The 19,498-nt window shown below is 72.3% G+C and carries 27 protein-coding genes and 1 pseudogene; 11 read left to right on the top strand and 17 right to left on the bottom strand.

Features of this window, described 5'->3' with window-relative positions:
• Positions 1 to 11: 11 nt before the first annotated feature.
• The 6 genes and pseudogenes from ACFWB8_RS10965 to ACFWB8_RS10940 all read right to left on the bottom strand — a co-directional run bounded on the left by ACFWB8_RS10965 (position 12) and on the right by ACFWB8_RS10940 (position 3,839).
• Positions 12 to 929, bottom strand: coding sequence for a M56 family metallopeptidase (locus ACFWB8_RS10965; RefSeq protein ID WP_385224479.1), 918 nt, complete (start codon positions 927 to 929; stop codon positions 12 to 14).
• The gene (locus ACFWB8_RS10960; protein ID WP_385224537.1) at positions 926 to 1,330 is read right to left on the bottom strand and encodes a BlaI/MecI/CopY family transcriptional regulator; all 405 of its coding nucleotides are present in this window, start codon (positions 1,328 to 1,330) and stop codon (positions 926 to 928) included. The genes ACFWB8_RS10965 and ACFWB8_RS10960 overlap by 4 nt, the downstream gene beginning before the upstream one ends.
• Positions 1,331 to 1,374: 44 nt before the next feature.
• Positions 1,375 to 1,605, bottom strand: a pseudogene (locus ACFWB8_RS10955) (SAM-dependent methyltransferase); the annotation flags it as partial.
• 260 nt (positions 1,606 to 1,865) lie between these two features.
• A complete protein-coding gene (locus tag ACFWB8_RS10950) occupies positions 1,866 to 2,891 on the bottom strand; it encodes an iron-containing redox enzyme family protein (protein WP_385224477.1) in 1,026 nt (341 codons plus the stop codon).
• Positions 2,888 to 3,169 (bottom strand): CDGSH iron-sulfur domain-containing protein, encoded by a 282-nt coding sequence (locus ACFWB8_RS10945; protein ID WP_385224475.1) that lies wholly within the window; start codon positions 3,167 to 3,169, stop codon positions 2,888 to 2,890. Before ACFWB8_RS10945 ends, ACFWB8_RS10950 begins: the two co-directional genes overlap by 4 nt.
• Positions 3,153 to 3,839, bottom strand: a complete 687-nt coding sequence (locus tag ACFWB8_RS10940; RefSeq protein ID WP_385224473.1) for a HemK2/MTQ2 family protein methyltransferase — start codon at positions 3,837 to 3,839, stop codon at positions 3,153 to 3,155. The genes ACFWB8_RS10945 and ACFWB8_RS10940 overlap by 17 nt, the downstream gene beginning before the upstream one ends.
• Positions 3,840 to 4,093: 254 nt before the next feature.
• On the opposite strand from ACFWB8_RS10940, the gene ACFWB8_RS10935 reads away from it, so the two are divergent.
• Positions 4,094 to 4,267 carry a CsbD family protein gene (locus ACFWB8_RS10935; protein ID WP_385224471.1) on the top strand — a complete coding sequence of 58 codons (174 nt, stop codon included), beginning with the start codon at positions 4,094 to 4,096 and terminating at the stop codon, positions 4,265 to 4,267.
• A gap of 87 nt (positions 4,268 to 4,354) precedes the next feature.
• Here ACFWB8_RS10935 and ACFWB8_RS10930 read toward each other — a convergent pair whose 3' ends face one another.
• From ACFWB8_RS10930 to ACFWB8_RS10910, 5 genes are read right to left on the bottom strand one after another with little or no spacing between them, the layout of a single operon-like run.
• Positions 4,355 to 4,966 (bottom strand): ATP-binding protein, encoded by a 612-nt coding sequence (locus ACFWB8_RS10930; RefSeq protein WP_385224469.1) that lies wholly within the window; start codon positions 4,964 to 4,966, stop codon positions 4,355 to 4,357.
• A gap of 37 nt (positions 4,967 to 5,003) precedes the next feature.
• Entirely contained in the window at positions 5,004 to 5,318 is a 315-nt protein-coding gene (locus tag ACFWB8_RS10925; protein ID WP_385224467.1) for a PRC-barrel domain containing protein, read from the bottom strand.
• A 54-nt stretch (positions 5,319 to 5,372) separates the two neighbouring features.
• On the bottom strand, positions 5,373 to 6,104 hold the full coding sequence (locus ACFWB8_RS10920) for a metallophosphoesterase (RefSeq protein ID WP_385224465.1): 732 nt from the start codon (positions 6,102 to 6,104) through the stop codon (positions 5,373 to 5,375).
• Positions 6,101 to 6,367 (bottom strand): hypothetical protein, encoded by a 267-nt coding sequence (locus ACFWB8_RS10915; RefSeq protein ID WP_385224463.1) that lies wholly within the window; start codon positions 6,365 to 6,367, stop codon positions 6,101 to 6,103. Before ACFWB8_RS10915 ends, ACFWB8_RS10920 begins: the two co-directional genes overlap by 4 nt.
• Entirely contained in the window at positions 6,364 to 6,978 is a 615-nt protein-coding gene (locus tag ACFWB8_RS10910; protein ID WP_385224461.1) for a hypothetical protein, read from the bottom strand. Before ACFWB8_RS10910 ends, ACFWB8_RS10915 begins: the two co-directional genes overlap by 4 nt.
• 255 nt (positions 6,979 to 7,233) lie before the next feature.
• Here ACFWB8_RS10910 and ACFWB8_RS10905 point away from each other — a divergent pair, with 255 nt between their 5' ends.
• Positions 7,234 to 8,094 (top strand): SigB/SigF/SigG family RNA polymerase sigma factor, encoded by an 861-nt coding sequence (locus ACFWB8_RS10905; RefSeq protein WP_385224459.1) that lies wholly within the window; start codon positions 7,234 to 7,236, stop codon positions 8,092 to 8,094.
• A gap of 61 nt (positions 8,095 to 8,155) precedes the next feature.
• On the opposite strand, the gene ACFWB8_RS10900 is transcribed toward ACFWB8_RS10905, so the two are convergent.
• The gene (locus ACFWB8_RS10900) at positions 8,156 to 8,578 is read right to left on the bottom strand and encodes a CBS domain-containing protein (RefSeq protein ID WP_385224457.1); all 423 of its coding nucleotides are present in this window, start codon (positions 8,576 to 8,578) and stop codon (positions 8,156 to 8,158) included.
• A 149-nt stretch (positions 8,579 to 8,727) separates the two neighbouring features.
• On the opposite strand from ACFWB8_RS10900, the gene ACFWB8_RS10895 reads away from it, so the two are divergent.
• Positions 8,728 to 8,979, top strand: a complete 252-nt coding sequence (locus tag ACFWB8_RS10895) for a DUF6213 family protein (protein WP_385224454.1) — start codon at positions 8,728 to 8,730, stop codon at positions 8,977 to 8,979.
• Between the two features lie 40 nt (positions 8,980 to 9,019).
• Here ACFWB8_RS10895 and ACFWB8_RS10890 read toward each other — a convergent pair whose 3' ends face one another.
• A complete protein-coding gene (locus ACFWB8_RS10890; RefSeq protein WP_385224452.1) occupies positions 9,020 to 9,283 on the bottom strand; it encodes a hypothetical protein in 264 nt (87 codons plus the stop codon).
• 68 nt (positions 9,284 to 9,351) lie between these two features.
• Between ACFWB8_RS10890 and ACFWB8_RS10885 the strand changes: the two genes are divergently transcribed.
• Positions 9,352 to 9,702: a hypothetical protein gene (locus ACFWB8_RS10885; protein ID WP_385224450.1), complete on the top strand. Its 351-nt coding sequence runs from the start codon at positions 9,352 to 9,354 to the stop codon at positions 9,700 to 9,702.
• Positions 9,703 to 9,709: 7 nt separating this feature from the next.
• Here ACFWB8_RS10885 and ACFWB8_RS10880 read toward each other — a convergent pair whose 3' ends face one another.
• Complete coding sequence (locus ACFWB8_RS10880) at positions 9,710 to 9,985, bottom strand: isoamylase early set domain-containing protein (RefSeq protein ID WP_385224535.1); 276 nt, start codon at positions 9,983 to 9,985, stop codon at positions 9,710 to 9,712.
• Positions 9,986 to 10,241: 256 nt separating this feature from the next.
• Here ACFWB8_RS10880 and ACFWB8_RS10875 point away from each other — a divergent pair, with 256 nt between their 5' ends.
• On the top strand, positions 10,242 to 10,469 hold the full coding sequence (locus ACFWB8_RS10875) for a DUF6479 family protein (protein WP_385224448.1): 228 nt from the start codon (positions 10,242 to 10,244) through the stop codon (positions 10,467 to 10,469).
• A 42-nt stretch (positions 10,470 to 10,511) separates the two neighbouring features.
• Here the strand turns inward: ACFWB8_RS10875 and ACFWB8_RS10870 are convergent, their stop codons facing one another.
• Positions 10,512 to 11,615, bottom strand: coding sequence for an NAD-dependent epimerase/dehydratase family protein (locus ACFWB8_RS10870; protein ID WP_385224446.1), 1,104 nt, complete (start codon positions 11,613 to 11,615; stop codon positions 10,512 to 10,514).
• Positions 11,616 to 11,791: 176 nt separating this feature from the next.
• Between ACFWB8_RS10870 and ACFWB8_RS10865 the strand changes: the two genes are divergently transcribed.
• The 3 genes from ACFWB8_RS10865 to ACFWB8_RS10855 all read left to right on the top strand — a co-directional run bounded on the left by ACFWB8_RS10865 (position 11,792) and on the right by ACFWB8_RS10855 (position 13,794).
• Positions 11,792 to 12,046 carry a hypothetical protein gene (locus tag ACFWB8_RS10865; RefSeq protein WP_385224444.1) on the top strand — a complete coding sequence of 85 codons (255 nt, stop codon included), beginning with the start codon at positions 11,792 to 11,794 and terminating at the stop codon, positions 12,044 to 12,046.
• An 808-nt stretch (positions 12,047 to 12,854) separates the two neighbouring features.
• Positions 12,855 to 13,397: a type 1 glutamine amidotransferase domain-containing protein gene (locus tag ACFWB8_RS10860; RefSeq protein WP_385224442.1), complete on the top strand. Its 543-nt coding sequence runs from the start codon at positions 12,855 to 12,857 to the stop codon at positions 13,395 to 13,397.
• Positions 13,398 to 13,431: 34 nt separating this feature from the next.
• Entirely contained in the window at positions 13,432 to 13,794 is a 363-nt protein-coding gene (locus tag ACFWB8_RS10855; RefSeq protein WP_385224440.1) for an STAS domain-containing protein, read from the top strand.
• On the opposite strand, the gene ACFWB8_RS10850 is transcribed toward ACFWB8_RS10855, so the two are convergent.
• Entirely contained in the window at positions 13,791 to 14,747 is a 957-nt protein-coding gene (locus ACFWB8_RS10850; protein WP_385224438.1) for an IS481 family transposase, read from the bottom strand. The genes ACFWB8_RS10855 and ACFWB8_RS10850 overlap by 4 nt on opposite strands.
• Before the next feature lie 57 nt (positions 14,748 to 14,804).
• On the opposite strand from ACFWB8_RS10850, the gene ACFWB8_RS10845 reads away from it, so the two are divergent.
• The gene (locus ACFWB8_RS10845; protein WP_385224435.1) at positions 14,805 to 15,170 is read left to right on the top strand and encodes a VOC family protein; all 366 of its coding nucleotides are present in this window, start codon (positions 14,805 to 14,807) and stop codon (positions 15,168 to 15,170) included.
• Positions 15,171 to 15,326: 156 nt separating this feature from the next.
• Positions 15,327 to 17,696, top strand: coding sequence for an Orn/Lys/Arg decarboxylase N-terminal domain-containing protein (locus tag ACFWB8_RS10840; protein ID WP_385224433.1), 2,370 nt, complete (start codon positions 15,327 to 15,329; stop codon positions 17,694 to 17,696).
• On the opposite strand, the gene ACFWB8_RS10835 is transcribed toward ACFWB8_RS10840, so the two are convergent.
• Positions 17,682 to 18,665 (bottom strand): aldo/keto reductase, encoded by a 984-nt coding sequence (locus tag ACFWB8_RS10835; RefSeq protein WP_385224431.1) that lies wholly within the window; start codon positions 18,663 to 18,665, stop codon positions 17,682 to 17,684. The two genes, ACFWB8_RS10840 and ACFWB8_RS10835, sit on opposite strands and share 15 nt — an antisense overlap.
• Before the next feature lie 100 nt (positions 18,666 to 18,765).
• On the opposite strand from ACFWB8_RS10835, the gene ACFWB8_RS10830 reads away from it, so the two are divergent.
• Positions 18,766 to 19,353, top strand: a complete 588-nt coding sequence (locus ACFWB8_RS10830; RefSeq protein WP_385224429.1) for a TetR family transcriptional regulator — start codon at positions 18,766 to 18,768, stop codon at positions 19,351 to 19,353.
• Positions 19,354 to 19,498 lie beyond the last annotated feature (145 nt).

The raw sequence follows: 19,498 nt of genomic DNA, 5'->3' as shown, positions 1-19,498 counted from the left end.
GCCCCGCGGGGTCAGGGGAGGATCAGGCAGCAGGTGGTGGCGACCGGCAGCATCACGCAGGCGACGGCGCCCATCCAGAACAGGCCCTTCAGGGCCGGGTGGCCCGCGCCGCGCCGGTCGAGGATGCGTGCGATGCGGATGGCCACGGAGGGTCCCCCGGCCGCGAAGGCGGACCGGTCCGTCACCCGCGCGGCCGCCATCGAGTAGAGCGCGGTGGCCAGCACGTCACGCGCGCAGTGGCGCAACGCGCGGTCGTCAGCGGCCATTTCGAGCATGAGCGGCACCTGCGAGCCGGCCAGCCGGGCCAGCGGCAGGCCGCGGAAGATCCGGCCGAAGGCCTCGACGGCGCCGATCACCACGTGGTGGCGGCCTGCGATGTGCGCCCGCTCGTGCCGCAGGGCGGCGGCCAGTTGCGCCGCGCTGAGGATGTCCATGGCGCCGGTGGTCACGACGATCTGCGCCGACCGTCCGGGCAGGCAGTACACGGCCGGCTCGCCGTGCGGGACCACGGTGGCCCGCAGCCCGGTGTCGGTCCTGCCGATGAGCCGGAGCCCGTGCGCGTGCCGGGCGCGCCGCCGCCGGGCGCTCAGGAGTTCACGGCAGAAGGCGGCGACGGGCAGCGCGAGTACGGCGGCGGCCGCCGCCAGCGCCCACCGGTCCACGGCGGCGGCCGCCATCGAGCAGTCCTGCCCGTCACGGGGCAGGCAGGCCGCCGCGTGGTGGGCCATCCCGTGGGCGTGCTCGTACGGCAGGACCAGCAGCATCACGCCGAACGCGACCGCGGCGGTGAAGGCGGCCGCGAGCACGCCCCAGGCGGCGACGGCCAGTCGGGGCGCCTGCCCGACCCACCGCGCCCGGGCCAGCAGGCCCGGACACAGCAGGCCGGTACACACCGCCGTGATCAGCGGCGGGAGGACGTGATGGTTCACCCTCGGACGCCGTCCCCCGGAGCAGCGCCCTCGTCCGTCGCGGCCTGACGCCCGAGGGAACGCAGCGCCGCGTCCAGCGACCCCACGTCCTCCGGCGACATGTGCTCGACGAAGCGCATCAGCGCCGCCGGACGGTCCGACGCGCAGCCCAGGGCATCGCGCATCAGGCCGGCCGTGTAGTCCGCGCGGCTGCGCACCGGTTCGTACGTCCACGCCCGGCCGCTCTTGCCGCGCCTGAGCCAGCCCTTGCGGTAGAGCACGTCGGCCACGGTCAGTACCGTGGTGTAGGCCAGCGGCCTGGTCCTGTTGATGTCGTCGACGATCTCCCGGACCGTGACCGCCCGCTCCCACCGCCACAGCCGGTCCATGATCTCGGCCTCCAGCTCGCCCAGCCGTCTCATGAGCGCCTCCCCCCTCGTCTGACCCGCGAAGTGGTCGTCTGCTCCCCCGTCCGCCACATCGTAGACAGTCGGCTCGTCGAGCAGCAGCTTCGCGGAGGGTCCTCGATGCCGAGTGCGCGGGCACGCCGGCTGGCGAAGTCGGCCTGCTTCGCCGAGGGGGTGACGCCCCCGGCCTTGCATCCGGACCGCTGGTGGGCCATGACCATCGAGCCGCCGCGGCCGCAGCCGGCGTCCACGAGGGTGTCGGCGCGCCCGATGGGGCCGAGGTGGTCCAGCCGTCTGGGCCCAGACCGCCTCGGCGAGGTACCCCATGGCGTAGCGGTAGGCGCGCCGGGGCGCGTCCGGGGCGTCGGGGTGGCAGGCGACCATGCAGCGCCCGACGTGGAAGCCGTCGAACTGGTCCTCCCCGTCCTCGGCGTACAACTCCCCGATGCAGTGATCTTGCCCGGCAGGGGGTTCGCCCGGACGACCGGCGAAATCCGGCCTGTTCGAAAGCCCGCCGAGCGCGCGGCCCGCGAGGCCGCCCCGTCTCGCCTCACGCCGTGTGCGGCAAGGGAGTGCGCAGAGCGGAGCGCCCGTTCTCCCAGGCCTCGCGAATGTGGTCGGCCAGCCGGTCCTCCAGCAGGACCGTCGCGGCGCAGCCGAAGGCGATGTCCGGCTCGAGCCCCGGCTCGTCGGCGAGGAGGCCCCCGATCACTTCACGCCGTACGACCTGTTCGTGCACCGCGTCGGCCTCGACGTGTTCCGTATAGAAGCGCTCGGCCGCGGGGCCCGCTCCGCACCGCCGCATGGCCGCGGCCATGCGGCGCGAACCGGGCGAGGAGGTCACCTCCAGGCAGGCGAAGTGGCCGACGAGCGCGCCCCTCAGGGCCCGGTGCAGGCCGAGCAGGGACATGAGGTTGACGGTGGCGAGCAGGGGGGCGGGCGCGTGGTCGAGGTAGCGGCCGTAGCCGTGGTCCAGGCCGAGGTCGTCCATGAGGTCGGCGAAGAGCTGGGCGTGGATGTCCGCGGCGTGCCCGGCCCCGAACTCGTCCGACTCGATCGCGACCATGCCGGCCTTCGCCCGTCCGGTCAGCCTGGGGATGACCCAGGCGTGCGGGTCGGCCTCCTTGAGGTGGTAGAGGGAGCGCAAGGCCGCGTACTCGCGCAACTGCCAGAGTTCACCGGCGGTTTCCAGGTGGTGGCTGACGCTCCCCGTGAGGTCGGCCGGTTCGAGGAGCAGGGGGGCGAACGCCTCCTCGACCGACCGGGGGGCGGCGGACAGGTCGGTGCGCAGGGCGTGGAGGAATCTCGTCTCCATCGCCTGGCGCAGGCCCAACAGTTCGGGGTCCCATTCGCGTTCGTCGTCGACGTCCTCGAAGCCCCTGTAGTGGAGCTCGTACAGGAGGTAGAGGGCAAGCTGGAGGTCCTCGCCCCAGGGGTCCGCCGAGAGGACGGCGCCCGGCGTGTGCGCGGGCGGGCGCCCGGTGCGCAGCGCGTCCACGACGGCGCCGGACAGCGCGCCCCGACGCCGGGCGAGGCGGGGGCCGGTGCTCGTCGTACTCCCTGTGAGCGAGGTCATCGGGTGCTCCTGTCCTGCCGGTCGGCGGGCGGGGCGGGGCGTTCGTGGCGGCGGTGGCTCGTATCGCACCAGGGGTGGATCCGACTGCGCCGGCAGGTGCACACGGCCACCATGAAGCGGTCGGACCGGGCGACGCTCCCGTCCTCCATGAGGATCTCCACCGGGCCCTCGACGAGGAGCGGACCCTGCGGGTCCAGGGTCATCCGGCACGCCGGCCTGCGTGGCCCGTCGGCGGCCCCGTCCCGGCCCGGGACCTGGTTCTCAGGCGTACTGGGCACGGATGATCACCAGCTCTTCCCACTCCCCGTGTGCGTCGGCCAGACCCTGGCCGACCAGCCAGGCTCGCCGGGACCGCAGCACCGGCCCCCACGGCACCCGGGCACGTTCCGTCACCCGGGCCGTCATGCCGGCCCGCCCCAGGAGCTCGAGGGTGGCCGTGGCTCCGCACATCGCGGAGTGCACCATGAGCAACGTCCCGCCCGGCCGCAACAGCGCCGGTGCGCTCGTACAGATCCTGTCGATGATCGCGCGTCCGTCCGGCCCGGCGTCCCAGGCGCGGGCGGCGCCGCGGGACGGCAGCCGGGCCTGCGGGGACGGCACGTACGGCGGATTGGCGAGTACGAGGTCGAAGCGGCGGCCCCGGGCGCGGGTGGCGAAGTCGCCGTGCAGCACCCGCAGGGGCAGCCGCCGCCGGAGCGCGTTGAGCCGGGCAGCTGCCACCGCGGGCCAGGAAACGTCGACCGCGGTGACCCGCGCCCCGGCGTGCGCCGCGCGCAGTGCGAGGTCACCGGTGCCGGTGCCGATCTCCATGACCTCCGTCGTCGGACCCAGCTCCTCGTGGGAGAGGGCTTCGGCGAGCAGCCGTGTGTCGGCCTGCGGCCGGTACACGCCCGGCAGGGTGACGAGCCCTCCGGGTGCGACACCTCCGGTGATTGCTGTACTTGGCACAGACACACCTCCGGTCGAATGCGATCCGCGCGGGGCGGACGGCAGTGGTTGATCGACAAACGGCGGCTTCCCGAAAGTCCTGGGCCTACCCCCCGGCCACGGAATCTTCAGAGGATCACACGAGGTCAGGACGGTCGACTCCGACTCCGACTCCGAATTCGACTCCGACTCCGACTCCGACGCATATTTCCCGGAGCCCTGGGCAGCCGCCGCCCATCGGAAGGCGCACTGAATGACGACCCGGAGGAGCACTCATGAGCAAGGCCAAGGCGAAGGCCAAGCAGGTCAAGGGAAAGGTCAAGGAGACCGCCGGAGACGCGATGGGCAACAAGCGCATGGAAGCCGAAGGAGCGGCCGAACGCATGACCGGCAAGGCACAGGAATCGACGGAGAAGGCGGCGGACCACCTCAAGAGGTCCAAGCGCTGAACACCCGCAGCACATCCACACCCCGGGGCGATCGCGTACAGCGACCGCCCCGGGGTCCGTGCGTCTCCCGTGATCAGCGACAGCTGGTCACCGGGCGGTGCGCCCGCATCGTCGGGAAGCCGGGTGCTCAGGTCCCCGTCGCCCACGGCTGTGGGGCCTGCCGGCAGCTCTTACCGCATCCGGTCGGAATCGTTCGTGTGGGACCTCACCGAGATCCACCGTGCCGCGGGGTGGGGCCGGCTCGCGCTGCGACGTGTACCGCTCCTCGGCGCCCCACGGGCGGGGCGGAGAGGAGACCTCCAGCCACACGCACTTCCCGCCCTCCACCGCTGTCCAGCCCCAGTCCCGGGCCAGCCGGTCCACGATGCGCAGGCCGTGCCCGCCGGGCCGGGACGGCTCGGCCCGGACGCGCATGGACGGCGTGACGGGACTGTTGTCGGTGACCTCGATCCGCAGCCGGTCACGGGTGCGCAGCAGCAGGAGCGATCTGGGCCCACCGCCGTGGAGGCATGCGTTCGCGACCACCTCGGACACCAGGAGCAGTACGTCGTCGGCGCCGGCCTCCGCGTCGACGTCCTTCGGCACCCCGTACCACTCGCTCAGCGCCTGGCGGGTGAAATCCCGGCAGCGGGCGACGGCACCGATGGCGCCGCCCAGCGCCAATCGTCGGGCTGGTACTGGGGATTCGGGCTCCTGCATGATGGTCCTCCGCTACCCGCCATCCAAACGGCGAGCCTCACATGTGATCGTTCGTGTAGTACTGCTCGGTGAGGCGGACGAACGCCACGTCCTCGTCGGTCTGTCCGCTCTCGTAGTCCGGTGAGTCCTTGATCTCCTCCTTCGTGGCGGAGACGAACACGGTCTCGTTCTCGGTGTCCACCCGCGCCACCAGGCTGGTCGGAACCAGCACGTGCCGACCGAAGATCCACGGGCCGGTGTCCACCACGATGAACGGCTTGCCGACGTACTCCGAGTGCTTGTCGACCGAGCCGATGTGTCCGTCGGACGCTTCGACCCGATACCCGATCAGATCGGCTGGTGAGGTCGCCATGAGGAACTCCTCCCGGTTTCTGTGACCTCCTGCGCCTACCCCGGCCCGGGCGGCTCAAGCCGGTGGTCGGTTCAGGTGGTAGAGGGCGAAGGCGCTTCCGATCACCGGCATGGCGACGTTTCGCACCCTCACCCCGCCCTCCGTCATTCCGTGCTCGGTGCCCAGGTGGGCGTGGCCGTGGATCGCGAGATCCGCTCCCGCCCCGTCGACGGCCTCGGCGAGCAGGTAGCTGCCGAGGAACGGGTAGATCTCCGGTGGTTCGCCCGCCAGGGTGTCGGGGACCGGCGCGTAGTGGGTCAGGGCGATCCGTACCGCGCAGTCCCTGTCCGAGAGTTCCCGCAGCGAGCGGAGGAGCCCGTCCGCACATCTGCGGGTGTACTGGATGAACGCCTTCATCTCGGGTTCGCCGAATTCGCTGGCGCAGCGGCCGGCGAATCCGCCGCCGAAACCCTTGGTCCCGGCCACGCCCACCGTCGTGCCGTCCACGTCGAACTGGACGCAGTCCCCCTCCAGCACTTTGACGTCCGCCTCGGACAGCACCCGGGTGACGGCTTCCTGGCGGTCGCTCTGGTAATCGTGGTTGCCGAGGACGGCGATCACCGGTACCGGCAGCCCCGCGACTTCGCCGGCCACCACCCGGGCCTCCTCCTCCGTCCCGTGACGGGTCAGGTCGCCGGCCAAGAGCAGCAGGTCGGCGCAGGTTCCGAGGGTTTCGAACGCGGGCCGCAGCAGCCCCTCGGCGCCCGGTGCGAGGTGGATGTCACCCACGGCGGCGACGCGGATCACGACAGCTCCTCGGGGCGCTGGTCGGGTGGCTGCACACCGCCGACCTGGAGATCCTGCCGCCAGGGCAGGTCGGCCAGCTCCTGCGCGGCGGTGCGCAGGATCGCGTCCCGGCAGGCCGGGGTGGTGACGGTGCCCCACAGCACGATGCAGCTGCCGTGCATTTCGATCCGTACGCCGAGCTCGGAGATCTCCTCACGCGCCAGACGGTCGCGCAGGTGTTCGATGCGGTAGCGGAGGGGGCCGGCGTGATCGAGGTGCGTCATGGTGTCGACTCCCTGGGCTTGATGACGTCGAGCCGCTCGAGCAGGTAGAGGAAGGCGTCCGCCAGCGGAGTCGCCCCGTGGGCCCGGTGGAGCTGCGGCCAGTCGATGCGCTCGCGCAGCACGCGGGCCATGGGGAGCAGGTCGCCGAAGTCGCAGTAGTGCTCGGTGAGCGCCGCGAGGCGGCTGTCCATGAGGTCGGTGGGCGCCAGGACCGGCATCCACACGGAGTCCACCGACCGCTGTTCAGCACGGTCCAACAGCTCCGTGCTCACCGGGCGCCGGGCGAGCTCGAAGATCAAGTCGATCTCCTCGCCGCCGGCCCGGCCCTTGAGCAGCCAGTCCTCCGAGGCCTCGTGCATTTCGATGCCGCCGCCCTCCAGCGCGTGCACCGCCGTCTCGGCGTCGGCTCTGCGGAGGCAGAAGTCCGTGTCGTGCTGGAAGTGGGCCGGCACTCCGTGCGCGAACGCCGCCACGCTCCCGGCGAGCGCGAAGGGCTTCCCGGTGCCTTTGAGGAGTGCCGCCACCTGTTTGGTGATCTCCAGGATGGCCTGTGTGTGGTCGTGTGGCAGGGAAGCGCCGGCTCCCGCCCGGGACGTGGGGCGATCCCTCACAGCGCGCCTCCTCGTCGGCCCGTTTCAAGGTCGAAAGGCGCCTGCCCGGCCAAGGAAGTACCAAACGGTGCCATCCGCGCGCAAAAGGGTGAATTCCGCGCCCGGCACCCGGCACCACCGGCCGGGTCGACGTGTCCACTGTGACGGGTGGGGTAGGTGGGTCATGCCGCGCACAAGTGGGTATAACACCGTCGAACACCACGACGGTCCCGCCGCGCCGCAAGGGGCGCCGGACCCCTCCGTCGGAGGATCCCCATGCCCACCAGTCACCCGGCAGCAGAAGCCCTCGTCCACGCCATGCCCGCCGATCCGCTCTCGGTCGGCACGGCCGAGGCACGGACCTTGTCCACCGCGCTGTTCAGACGGCTGAACTCGCTCGCCGAGGGCACCCCCGAGTACTCGTACGTGCGCAATACGCTCGTCGAGCTCAACCTCAGCCTCGTGAAGTACGCCGCACACCGGTTCCGCAACCGCAGCGACCCTCTGGAGGACATCGTCCAGGTGGGCACGGTCGGCCTGATCAAGGCCATCAACCGGTACGACGTCGAGCGCGGCGTCGAGTTCACGACCTTCGCCCTGCCCACCATCTCGGGCGAGATCAAGCGGTATTTCCGGGACAGCACCTGGTCGGTGAAGGTACCCCGAAGACTCCAGGAGCTCCGGCTCGACATCGCCAAGGCCCACGACGCCATGGAACAGCAGCTCGGCCGCCGCCCCACCGAACACGAACTCGCCGGGCGGCTGGGCATCAGCGACGGCGCGCTCACGGACGGCCTCATGGCCGCCAACGGATATACCGCGGGCTCCATCGAAACACCGGCCGACGAGGAATCCGCAGGACACTCCCTCAGCCAGACGCTGGGCGTCGAGGAGGACGCGTACGACCGGATCGAATGCCTGGAGGCGCTCAAGCCGCTGCTGGCCGGGCTGTCGGAGCGCGACCGGCTGCTCCTCTCGCTGCGCTTCGGCGAGGAGCTCACGCAGAGGGAGATCGGCGACCGGCTCGGCATCTCCCAGATGCACGTCTCCCGGCTGCTGGGCCACATCATGACCACCCTGCGGACCGGCATGCTGAGCGATGCCACGGCCGACGCGACGGCGGACTCCGGGGACTGACGGCGTGCCGCCGGTCCGGGGCGGGGCCCGGTCAGGCGCGGGTTCCGCCGCCGCAATGGGGTCAGGCGCGGGGTTCCGCCGCCGCGATGGATGCGAGCGGGGATCCCGGGTCCCGTTCGACCTCGAGGTCACCCAGGGTGACGATGCCGACGAGTCCGCCGTCCTCGTTCTCCACGGGCAAGCGCCGCAGCGCGTGCCGGCGCATGAGGTCCACGGCCTCGTCGACGTGGTCGCCCGGCCTGACCGTGACCGGCTCGGCGGTGCAGATCTCCCGTACGGTCGTCTCGGCGGGATCCCGGTCCTCCGCCAGCCCGCGCACGACGATGTCGCGGTCCGTGAGGATCCCGCGGAGCCGGCCCTGGTCCACGACCAGCACGTCCCCGATGCCGGCGTCCCGCATCACCCGCGCGGCCTCCGCCAATGAGGTGAGCTGTTCGACGGTCACCGGATTCCCGGTCATCACCTCGTGCACTCGTCGGGTCATGGATCCTCCCGCTGCTGGAAGCGGTGCTTGCGCGGGGCGCCTACCCTCCCTCGTGCGGGGTAAGCGCGGCCGGGTGATTGGCCTGTGCCATGCGGGGTATGCGCTCCGCGGATGACCCATCGCTCACAGGCTCCCCGGGAGGCGGTTCCATGATCCAGGTCACCATTCCGCTGATCCCGGGGGGTCAGAGCGGGCCTTTGATTCCCGCCGACCAGGTCACCGCCCTGCTGCGCACGATCGCCGTGGACTGGTTGCGCTCGGCGGACGCCGCCGATCCGGCGGTCGACCGGGAGACCGTGGACAGCCTGGCCGGAGTACTGGACGAGCTCGCCGACAGCATCGACGTGGAGTGCATCGCCTTCGCGTCGGCCCCGGAGGGCCAGGCGCCGGACGGGGAGTGAGGCGCAACCGGAGCGACCGCGCCCCTTCAGGCCCGCCCGTTCAGGCCCCGGACCGCCCCCGGTCCGGGGTTCCGTGCGTCAGCCGGGTCCGGACCAGAGCCGCCGCCAGTCGGGGCAGGTCGGCCTCGGGAACGAGCTCGGCCAGCCCTTCGGGTGTCCCCGGGAGGCCCAGGGCGCGAGCCCCCTCCCGGGCCCTGCGGTCGAAGGCGGGCCGAAGCTCCGGCCACAGTCCCTGCACCTCCCGGCGTCCGGCCGACTCCGCCAGCAGGCGGTTCACTTCGACTCGCTGATCCATCGGCCGCACGCGCGGCTCCTACCCGGCGCCGCGCCCCGCATACGCACGTGCTTGCGAGCGCCCCTTACAGTTCCGCCGTGGACGATCACGGGCAGGACTTCCCGGCAGCGGTGCGCGCCGTACTCGCTGAGGCCGGCTTCGGCGAGAGCGCCCTCGGGGCGGAAGGCGTCCACGTGGTCGAACACGCCCGCGGGGTGATGGTCGGCTGGATGCCGCGCGAGCTCCGGGAACTGCCCTCCCGGCGGCGCGGCCCGCGCCGTACCCGCTCCGGCGGGCGCCGGGACCTCCCCGGCCTGCGCCACGCCTTCGGCCTCGCTCTCGCCGCGGCTTTCCGCGCCGCCGGTTTCAGCGTCGAGACCCGCGGGGACGAGTGGCTGCTCGTGGTCCGCCCGGGCTCGGTGTCGAGCCCGGCCCGCCCCACCGCTTAGGCGGCCTTCAGGTGCGCAGGCGGCTGTTGGGGCCGTCCTGGTCACCTGCGCTCTCGTCGTTGAACCAGTAGTCGCCGGCGGCCAGGTAGCGGAACGAGTGAGTGCCCTTGCTGGGGAGTTCCACCGTGACCGCCCGCTTGCCGTCCTTGCGGGGCTCGAGGGTGTGGACCCCGGGCTGCCAGTCGTTGAAGTCGCCCACGACGCTGACCGGCCCGGGCGGGCGGTCGGCGGGGAGGATGAAGGTCACCTCGGTGCGGTCCTTGCGCAGCGTGCGCTCCAGCATGGTGATCGGCTCCTGACGGCGGGGACGGGTGGGGACGGTGCCCATCTTCCGCAGCGGACCGGCGATCCGCATCCCGGCGCGGCGCGGTCCGCCACGACGTCACCTGGGCGGGACCGGCCGCGGCCCTCGGCCACGGGGCTTGCGTCGCGGGACGACGCGGGCCGCCATGTGGGTCTGCCGCATGCCCAGGGCGGCGGCGTCGGGCGGTCCTGCCCCGGGTACGTGCAAGGCGAGGGATCCGGGGTAGGCGCGGGGCATGATCTCTTCTCTCCCGCTCGCGGCTTCCGGTTCGTCGTCCCTCTTCTTGATCGTGGCCGGTGTCGTCGTGGTCGCCCTCCTGCTCGGGGCGTTCTGGTACGGAAGCCGACGCGCCGCAGCCCGCAAGGACCCCGGAGCACGGCCGACGGATCAGAGCCCCCCGGCACGCGCCCGGCAGGACTCCTGGCAGACCCCCGACGACCCCGACCGGCCTTCCCGTCCTTGACGGGCGTGAACACGCTGGCCTTGACGGGCGTGAACGTGCTGGTCAAGCCCTGACGGCACGGTCGGCGGCATCGCGCAGCCGCCGGGACAGGGGCTGGTCGGGGGCGAGCGGGACGGTGTCCATGCCCGCCCCCGACCGCAGCCCGGCGAGGAACTCGCCGACGGCCTCCACGGACGTGTGGAGGGGCTCCCAGGACAGTTCCTCGCGCGCCCGGCTGGAATCCATCAGCGGCAGGCGCAGGACGGCGTCGAACAGGTCCGGCGAGGCGGGGACCAGGTGCAGCCGCCAGGCCGCCGCGAGGGCCGCCCTCACCGGGCCGGAGGGCATCGACAGGCTCCGCGCCTCGAACAGGGAGGCCAGGACGTCGGCGTCCAGGGGCGGTTCGGCCGCCAGATTGAACGCCCCCCGTACCGGAAGCGCCACGGCCGCCAGGTACGCGGTGGCCGCGTCGTCGGTGTGCAGGGCCTGGAAACGCAGCCCCGGCAGGTCGGGAACGGCGGGGACGAGACCGGGGCGCACGAGGCGGCCGGGAAGCAGTCGCCCCGCGAAGATCCGTCGTTGCTCCGAGGCGGACGCTTGTTTGAAGAGGAAGGCCGGCCGCATGCGCACCACGCGAACCTCCGGGTGCTTGCCCTCGTAGGCGTCGAGGACCCGTTCGAGATAGGCCTTCTCCCGGGTGTACGCGGCCTGCGGCCAGCCGTGCGTGGGCCACGTCTCGTCCACCCTGTGGTCCTTGGGGCCGGGCGAGTACGCGCCGACCGAGGAGGCGTGGACGAGTACGGGCACGCCGGCGGCCGCCACCGCCTCGAAGACGCGCAGGCTACCCAGGACGTTGGTGCGCCAGGTCTCGGCGGGGTGGTGGGTGGGCTGGAACTGCCAGGCGAGGTGGACGACGGCGTCCGCGCCGGTGAAGAGCGCCACGAGGTCCGCGCCGCCCGGCGCGATGTCCACGGCCTGCCACTGCGTCTTGGCCGGGCGCCACCCCGGGAGCCGACGGGCCAGGCCCAGCACGGAACCCACCGCGGGGTCTTCCGAGAGGGCCCGCACGACGCTGCTCCCGACGTTTCCGGTGGCCCCCACGACGACGACACGGCTTCCCGCCGCCTTGGCCGCCGAAAGGTCCTGTGTGTGCGTACGACGTGACATCGCGCGGGCTCCTCTCCTGCAGGGGGACGGGACGGGCACCTACCCGTACTCCCCCCTCACATACGTCCCGGTTTCTCCCTGCTGACGGCCCTCCGGGTTTCGTGCGTCCCCGCAGGGGCAGCCGCCACGGAGAGACCCCGCACGACCGAGACAGGACAGAGAACAGGGAGGCAGCCATGGACGAGCAGGGCGGCGCCGGAGGCGTCCCTCCGCATGACGGACACGGCTCACCACGAGCCGGGCAGGGCATCCCGCGCGGCGACGAAGAACGGACGGCCGCCGCCGACACGGACGAGGCGAGCCGCCTTGACCGGCCCGGCGCGGCGCCGGACCCCGGCAAGGGGCGCAGGCGCTGGGTGAGCCCGAAGGAGGGCGGGGCGAGCGAGCAGCGGGGCGGGAGCGATGACATGAAGGACGTGGAGGACATGTAGGTGACGGCTCGTGGCGGACGACCGCCCCGAGCCGTCCCCTACCCGTCCCGTCGCCGGGGCCGTCGATCCTGACCGGCGGCCCCGGCGGCGGCCCGCTCGACACGCTTCGGGTCGGCGGGCGGTGCGCTGGATCCGGTCCCCGTGCGCGACGGCACTCCGGGCGCCCGGCCGTGTTCGTCGACCATGGCACCCTCATCGGGCAGCAACCCGGACGCGAACCGCCTCGTCGGTTCGCGTTCCGATGCCCGTTCGTGGTCGTGCTCGTGCTCGTTGCCGTTCACGGTTCCTCTTCTCCGTGTGCTCACGTGTCCAGGGGTGTGTGTCCGGGCGGCACGGCTTCCTCGGGGGGCCACCGGGCCGGGCGGCAGGCACGACCGACCACCAGCAGGTAACGGCCCGTCTCCACGGGGAAGCCGCCGTCACATGGCTCACGCGCAGCGCCTACCCGGCGCGCACGGAAACAAAAGCGCGCCGGTCAAGCGGGACCTGCCGGAGTGCGCCCCCAAGTGTCCGAGGACGGTGACGGCGAGGTCGAGCCGCGGGCCGGCGTGCACGGCGGGTGCGCCGTGGCCCGTGCCCGGTCCCACGACCAGGAGGACGTCAGCGCCGCGTTCCCGGATCAGCGTGTCGAGGGCAGCCGGGGCTTGATGTGTTCCGGCCGCAACGGCTCTGTCAGCAGGACGTTGTCCTGCGGGTGAATCAGGGCCGCCGCCACGTAGTCGGCCGCACACCGGTTCAAGACCGCCCGTCGGGGAAGGCGCATCGGGTCACCGGGGTGACCTGCACCCCGGCGAAGGGAGTGAGCGCCATGCGCATCGCGTTTCTGACCGCTCCGGAGGGCGTGGAGGAGGTCGAGCTCACCGCGCCCTGGAAGGCCGTCGAGACGGCCGGCTGGAGCGCGCAGCTCGTATCGACGCAGGCCGGACGGGTGCAGGCGTTCCACCATCTCGACAAGGCGGACACCTTCCCCGTCGACCACGTACTGGCCGGCGACACCTCGGACGCCTTCGACGCGCTCGTGCTGCCCGGCGGCGTCGCCAATCCGGACGCCCTGCGCACGGACGGACGGGCCGTCGGCTTCGTCCGGAGCTTCTTCGAGGCGGGCAAACCGGTCGCGGCGATCTGCCACGCGCCCTGGACCCTGGTCGAGGCCGATGTCGTACGCGGCAGGACGCTGACGTCGTGGCCCAGCCTGGCGACCGACATCCGCAACGCGGGGGGCACCTGGGTCGACGAGGAGGTACGGGTGTGCCGCGCGGCCCCCACGACGCTCATCACCAGCCGCAAGCCCGACGATCTCGACGCGTTCTGCGCCACGCTCGTGAAGGAGTTCGACCTCCCTCGATCGTGACGGGCCCCCGGGCCGCGCCCGGACAGGAGGAGCCATGGCAAGATTCGCCGTCGAGGCGAGGTCCGTCCCCGGGGCAACGGTTCTGGCGCTGGCCGGGGAGCTCGACCACGACACCGTGGAACCGTTGCGGCAGGCCATTGACGCCGCCGCATGGCACGGCGGCGGGCGGCTCCTGGTCGACTTGAGCCGCCTGGACTTCTGCGATTCCACGGGATTGAACGTGCTGCTGCACGGCCGCCTCACGGCCGGGGAATCCGATGGCAGCCTCGAGTTGGTCGGCCTGCACCCACCGGTCGAGCGCATGTTCCACGTCACGGGCGCGGACCGCCTCTTCCAGGTGCATGCCGATGTGGAGGCGGCACTGGCGACGGCCCGGCGGAACCCCAGCCCGCTCTAGTTGTATTGACCCGCAGGGTTGTTTACGCGGCTGATGGGTGGGTGTCCGCCGAGTGCGGTGTGGCAGCGGTGGTGGTTGTAGGTGTGGAGGAAGTCTGTCAGGGCTGCTGTCCGTTCGGCGTTTGAGGTGTAGGGCCGCAGGTAGGCCCACTCGTCCAGCAGGGTGCGGTTGAAGCGTTCGACTTTGCCGTTGGTCTGCGGGCGGTAGGCGCGGGTGAGCTTGCCGGCCGCGCCGAGGTCGGCCAGGACGGCTTTCCAGGCCAGGCCCTTGCGGTAGGCCCAGGCGTTGTCGGTCAGGACCCGTTCGATGCGGGTGATGCCCTGGCCGTGGAAGAACGCGGCCGCGCGGGTCAGGAAGGCCGCGCAGGTCGCGACTTTCTCGTCGGGGTGGATCTCGCTGTAGGCGAGGCGGGAGTGGTCGTCGACGGCGGAGTGGACGTAGTCGAAGCCCATGGCGGAGCGGTTGGCGCGGCCGGCCTGGCGGCCCAGGACCTTGTGGCCGCCGCCGTCAGGGATCCGGCCGAGTTTCTTCACGTCGACGTGGATCAGTTCGCCGGGCCGCTCGCGTTCGTAGCGGCGGATCACGGTGCCGGTCGGACGGTCGAGCCAGGCGAGCCGGTTGAGGCCGTGGCGGGTCAGGATCCGGTGGACGGTCGAGGCGGGCAGGCCCAGGATCGGCCCGATCCGGACGGGCCCCAGTTTGCGGGTCCGGCGCAGGTCACAGACCCTCGCCTCGACGTCGGCCGGGGTCCGGTGCGGCGTCGTGCGAGGCCGGCTGGACCGGTCGTGAAGACCCGCCTCGCCCTCGGCCCGCCACCGGCGGACCCATTTGTGGGCGGTGGCCCGCGATATGCCCATCTCGGCCGCGACGTGCGCGACGGGGCGGCCCGAGCGGACACGTTCGACCAGCAGGCGCCTACCGAAGACCGTCAGGCGGGCATTACGGTGGGACACGAAGACCTCCGTGTGGTGAGTTCCTAGACAGCTCCCACCACACCGGAGGTCTTCGCCATGTTCAAGACCTACCGAGTGTCAACAACGCTCGTGATCAATACATCTAGTGCCGGGACCGGACGGGTCACCGGCCCCGGCCCCGGTGCCGACGCGCGCAGCGGTTGCGGGAGCGGTCGAGGGGCGGGCGTCAGCGGCCGGTGTCACGCTGAGTCCCTACTGGGAGACGAAGTCAGTGGTGACGGGCGGCCGTACTGGCACCCGGTCTTCGGCGTCGCCGACTGTGACGCCGCGGTCGCCAGGGTCACCGAGAACGGTGGCAGCGTACAGATGGGGCCGGCGGACGCCGAGGGCGTCGGCCGGCTGGCCTTCTGCCTCGACCCGTCGAACGCGGACTTCGTCGTGCTGGCCCCGGCCCGGAGCTGAGTTCCGCCGGATCCAGCGGCCACCGCGTCACGGCCGCTCGCCGCCACGCCCACCTGCGGGTGAAGTCCCGTCGAAGATCGGCGGGGGTGCCCGGAGGGCCGGGACACTGGGGCCCGGTACGGGCGGCCGTACCCCTGGGTTCGGGGAGCGGAAGAGATGGCGAACGACACGGTCCTGCTGGTGCTGCGGGAGAACCCGATGGGCGGCGGCGTCAGCGCCGAGCAACTGCGGCGCATCGGCAAGGAGTTGGAGAACAAGGGCCTGGAGCTTCGCTGGGCGCCGAGTGCGCGTGACGCGCGGGCCGCTCTGCAGACCGAGGCCGGTGTCGCGGCCGCCGTGGTCGCCTGGGACCTGCCGCTCACGGCGGGGGGCGCGGCCGAGGAGGGCGGCGGCGGGGAGGTCCTGCGCCACATCGGGCGCCGTTTCAAGGACCTGCCGGTCTTCCTGGTGATGACCGACGACGCGGACCAGGACCTGGAGCGGCTGCCGCTGTGGGTCTCGGAGACGGTGATCGGCTACATCTGGCCGCTGGAGGACACGCCGTCGTTCATCGCGGGCCGGGTCGCGACGGCGGCCCACGGATACCACCGGGACCTCCTGCCGCCGTTCTTCAAGGCGCTGCGCAGGTTCGACGACTCCCACGAGTACTCCTGGCACACTCCCGCCCACTCCGGCGGGGTCGCCTTCCTCAAGTCCCCGGCCGGGCGGGCGTTCTTCGACTACTACGGGGAGCGGCTGTTCCGCACCGACCTGTCGATCTCGGTCGGCGAACTCGGGTCGCTCTTCGAGCACAACGGCCCGATCGGCGAGGCCGAGCGCAACGCCGCCCGGGTCTTCGGCTCCGACCGTACCTACTTCGTCCTGCACGGCGACTCCACCGCGGACCGGATGGTCGGCCACTACAGCGTGACGAGCGACGAGATCGCGCTCGTGGACCGCAACTGCCACAAGTCCGTGCTGCACGGGCTCGTGATCTCCGGGGCCCGCCCCGTCTACCTGGTGCCCACCCGCAACGGCTACGGGCTCGCCGGCCCCCTTCCGCCCGCCGTGACCGACCCGGCGGCGGTGGCCGCGACGATCGCCGCGAACCCGCTCACGGCCGGGGCGCTCTCCCCCGCGGCCCAGTACGCGGTCGTCACCAACTCCACCTACGACGGCCTGTGTTACGACACGGTCGCGGCGGCGCGGGCCCTCGCGCCGAGCACGCCGCGCCTGCACTTCGACGAGGCCTGGTTCGCGTACGCCCGCTTCCACCCGCTGTACACGGGCCGCTACGGCATGGCCGTGGGGCCGCACACCTTCCCGGACGACGGCAGTGGGCCGGGCCGGCCGACGGTCTTCGCGACCCAGTCCACGCACAAGCTGCTGGCCGCCCTCTCCCAGTGCGCGATGGTCCACGTCAGGTCGGCGCCACGGGCACCGGTCGAACACGAGCGGTTCAACGAGGCGTTCATGATGCACGGCACCACCTCGCCGCTGTATCCGGCGATCGCCTCCCTGGACGTGGCCACCGCGATGATGGACGGCGCGCAGGGCCAGTGGCTGATCGACGAGGCGGTGACCGAGGCGATCCGGTTCCGCCAGGCCGTGGTCCGCACCGGGCGCCGCATCGCCGCCGCCGGGGACCGGCCGGGCTGGTTCTTCGGCGTGTGGCAGCCGGAGTCGGTCACCGACCCGGCGACCGGGGCCCGCGTCGCGTTCGCGGATGCGGCGCCGTCCCTGCTGAGCCGCGAGCCGTCCTGCTGGCACCTGGAGCCCGGCGCCGACTGGCACGGCTTCGCCGGGCTGAGCGAGGGCTACTGCCTGCTGGACCCGGTCAAGGTCACCCTGACCTGCCCCGGGGTGACGGCCACCGGGGAGACCGGCGACTGGGGCATCCCGGCGCGGATCCTCACCGCCTACCTGGCGGCGCGCGGGATCGTCGTGGAGAAGACCGACAGCTACACCACGCTGATCCTCTTCTCGATGGGCATCACCAAGGGCAAGTGGGGCACCCTGATGGACGCCCTCATGGACTTCAAGGCCCTCCACGACGCGGACGCCCCGCTGGACCGGGTCCTTCCGGGGCTGGTCGAGCAGTTCCCGCGCCGTTACGGCCGTACCACCCTCGGCGCCCTGTGCCGCGAGATGCACGAGCACCTGACGCGCGCCGAGCTGATCACCGCCCTCGACGCGGCCTTCCAGGAGCTGCCGGAGCCGGTGGCCCCGCCGCGCCACTGCTACCAGCTGCTGATCCGCGGCGGTACGGAGCGCGTACGGCTGGCCGAGGCGGCCGGGCGGGTGGCCGCGGCGATGGTGACCGTGACCCCGCCGGGGATCCCCGTACTGATGCCCGGGGAGTCCACCGGCGCTCCGGACGGGCCGCTGCTGCGGTACCTGCGGGCCCTGGAGGCCTTCGACCGGGTCTTCCCGGGCTTCCACAGCGAGGCGCACGGGGTGAGCGTGGATCCCGAGAAGGGCGACTACCTGATCGAATGCGTCCGCACGGCCCACGACGACCGGACGTCGGGCTCAGCCGTTCAGTGACGTCATGAGCTCGGGCGCGTACCGGTCCCCCGCGACCACGCCGTGCGGCGCGACGGCGTCGATGGACGCCAGGTCGGCGTCGGTCAGCGCGACCGCGGTCGCGGCGACGTTCTCCTCCAGGTAGCGGCGGCGCTTGGTCCCGGGGATCGGGACCGCGCCCCTGCGCAGGGTCCAGGCGAGCGCGAGCTGCGAGGGGGTGACCCCCTTCTCCCCGGCGAGGTGGCGGACCCGGTCGACGACGGCCAGGTTGCGCGCGAAGTTCTCGCCCTGGAAGCGGGGGTCGGTGCGGCGGAAGTCGTCGGCGGCGAAGTCGTCCGGGCTGGTCACGGCTCCGGAGAGGAAGCCGCGGCCGAGCGGGGAGTAGGCGACGAGACCGATCCCGAGCTCGCGCAGGGTGTCCAGTACGCCGTCGTGCTCGATCCCGCGCTCGAAGAGGCTGTACTCGGTCTGTACGGCGGCCAGCGGGTGCACGGCGTGGGCTCGGGCGATGGTGGCCGCGGCGGCCTCGCAGATCCCGATGTGGCCGACCTTGCCGGCAGCGACCAGCTCGGCCATGGCGCCGACGCTCTCCTCGATCGGCACGTTCGGGTCGACGCGATGGAGGTAGTACAGGTCGATGTGGTCGGTGCCGAGGTGGCGCAGGGAGCGGTCCGCGGAGCGGCGGATGTACTCGGGGGTGGCGTTGTGCCCGCGGAAGGCTCCCTCGTCGGTGAACTCGACGCCGGTCTTCGTAGCGATGACGGCGGCGTCGCGGCGGCCGGCGAGGGCCTTGCCGAGGAGCTGCTCGTTGAGGAAGGGGCCGTAGCCCTCGGCGGTGTCGAGCAGGGTCACGCCCAGTTCCAGGGCGCGGTCGATGGTGGCGAGGGCCTCGGTCTCGTCGGTGGCCCCGTAGTGGGCGCTCATGCCCATCAGGCCGAGGCCCTCGGCGCCGACCTTCAGTCCCTGGCTGCCCAGTGCGCGCATCTCCATGATGTCCTCCATAAGCAAGTAACTAACTGGATAGTTCGAGTCTGCGGCACGGGCGCGCCAGATGTCAATAACTAGATAGTTACTTGCTAGGCTGCCTGCCATGGCACGGGATTCCAGCGCAACGAAGGCACGGCTCCTCGACGCGGCGTTCTCCGAGTTCGCCGCGTACGGCATCGCCGGGGCGCGGGTCGACCGCATCGCGGAGACCGCCCAGGCGAACAAGCGGCTCATCTACGTCTACTACGGCAACAAGGAGCAGCTCTTCGACGCCGTGCTCCAGCGCGCCCTGGAGACGGGGTCGGAGTCGGTGCCCTTCGACGCCGAGGACCTGCCGGGATACGCGGGGGCGGTCTTCGACCATCTCGTGGCGCGGCCGGACCTGATGCGGTTGGTGCAGTGGAAGCAGCTGGAGCGGCCCGGCACCACCGACGCCGAGGCGGAGTCCTACCGGGGCAAGATCGCGGCGGTGGAGCGGGCGCAGGCGGCGGGACTGATCGACCCCGCACTCGATCCGGCGGACCTGCTCACGCTGGCGATGGCCCTGGCCCAGGCGTGGACGGGCATGGTGGGCGGCGTGGCGGCGGGCGGCCTGGACGCCGCCTGGCCCCCGGAGCGGCTGGCCCGCCACCGCGAGACGGTGGTCGAATCCGTCCGCCGCGTGATCCGGCCCCCACGGCCGGCCCGCTGAGCCGTCGGGCGTGCCGGCGCGAAGGGGCTGCCCGTGCGGCCGGGCCGCGCACCCCGCCGGAAACGGCCCGCCGCCGATGGCGTTCGGATCGTTCCTTCGGGGGAAGTGGAGGGCGGCCGGCCGCTCCTACTCTGGAGTCCGCACA

This window comes from Streptomyces sp. NPDC060031, from assembly GCF_042736805.1.
In the GTDB taxonomy this organism is placed as follows: domain Bacteria; phylum Actinomycetota; class Actinomycetes; order Streptomycetales; family Streptomycetaceae; genus Streptomyces.
The sequence above is the reverse complement of the archived record's forward strand: the minus strand, read 5'-3'. Positions and strand labels throughout refer to the sequence as shown.

What these genes read in the sequence shown, in the direction of transcription:
- ACFWB8_RS10960 (WP_385224537.1), bottom strand. Translation starts at nt 1,330, where the DNA reads ATGAGACGGCTGGGCGAGCTGGAGGCCGAGATCATGGACCGGCTGTGG.
- ACFWB8_RS10950 (WP_385224477.1), bottom strand. Translation starts at nt 2,891, where the DNA reads ATGACCTCGCTCACAGGGAGTACGACGAGCACCGGCCCCCGCCTCGCC.
- ACFWB8_RS10935 (WP_385224471.1), top strand. Translation starts at nt 4,094, where the DNA reads ATGAGCAAGGCCAAGGCGAAGGCCAAGCAGGTCAAGGGAAAGGTCAAG.
- ACFWB8_RS10930 (WP_385224469.1), bottom strand. Translation starts at nt 4,966, where the DNA reads ATGCAGGAGCCCGAATCCCCAGTACCAGCCCGACGATTGGCGCTGGGC.
- ACFWB8_RS10925 (WP_385224467.1), bottom strand. Translation starts at nt 5,318, where the DNA reads ATGGCGACCTCACCAGCCGATCTGATCGGGTATCGGGTCGAAGCGTCC.
- ACFWB8_RS10915 (WP_385224463.1), bottom strand. Translation starts at nt 6,367, where the DNA reads ATGACGCACCTCGATCACGCCGGCCCCCTCCGCTACCGCATCGAACAC.
- ACFWB8_RS10905 (WP_385224459.1), top strand. Translation starts at nt 7,234, where the DNA reads ATGCCCACCAGTCACCCGGCAGCAGAAGCCCTCGTCCACGCCATGCCC.
- ACFWB8_RS10900 (WP_385224457.1), bottom strand. Translation starts at nt 8,578, where the DNA reads ATGACCCGACGAGTGCACGAGGTGATGACCGGGAATCCGGTGACCGTC.
- ACFWB8_RS10895 (WP_385224454.1), top strand. Translation starts at nt 8,728, where the DNA reads ATGATCCAGGTCACCATTCCGCTGATCCCGGGGGGTCAGAGCGGGCCT.
- ACFWB8_RS10880 (WP_385224535.1), bottom strand. Translation starts at nt 9,985, where the DNA reads ATGCTGGAGCGCACGCTGCGCAAGGACCGCACCGAGGTGACCTTCATC.
- ACFWB8_RS10875 (WP_385224448.1), top strand. Translation starts at nt 10,242, where the DNA reads ATGATCTCTTCTCTCCCGCTCGCGGCTTCCGGTTCGTCGTCCCTCTTC.
- ACFWB8_RS10870 (WP_385224446.1), bottom strand. Translation starts at nt 11,615, where the DNA reads ATGTCACGTCGTACGCACACACAGGACCTTTCGGCGGCCAAGGCGGCG.
- ACFWB8_RS10865 (WP_385224444.1), top strand. Translation starts at nt 11,792, where the DNA reads ATGGACGAGCAGGGCGGCGCCGGAGGCGTCCCTCCGCATGACGGACAC.
- ACFWB8_RS10860 (WP_385224442.1), top strand. Translation starts at nt 12,855, where the DNA reads ATGCGCATCGCGTTTCTGACCGCTCCGGAGGGCGTGGAGGAGGTCGAG.
- ACFWB8_RS10855 (WP_385224440.1), top strand. Translation starts at nt 13,432, where the DNA reads ATGGCAAGATTCGCCGTCGAGGCGAGGTCCGTCCCCGGGGCAACGGTT.
- ACFWB8_RS10845 (WP_385224435.1), top strand. Translation starts at nt 14,805, where the DNA reads ATGTTCAAGACCTACCGAGTGTCAACAACGCTCGTGATCAATACATCT.
- ACFWB8_RS10840 (WP_385224433.1), top strand. Translation starts at nt 15,327, where the DNA reads ATGGCGAACGACACGGTCCTGCTGGTGCTGCGGGAGAACCCGATGGGC.
- ACFWB8_RS10835 (WP_385224431.1), bottom strand. Translation starts at nt 18,665, where the DNA reads ATGGAGATGCGCGCACTGGGCAGCCAGGGACTGAAGGTCGGCGCCGAG.
- ACFWB8_RS10830 (WP_385224429.1), top strand. Translation starts at nt 18,766, where the DNA reads ATGGCACGGGATTCCAGCGCAACGAAGGCACGGCTCCTCGACGCGGCG.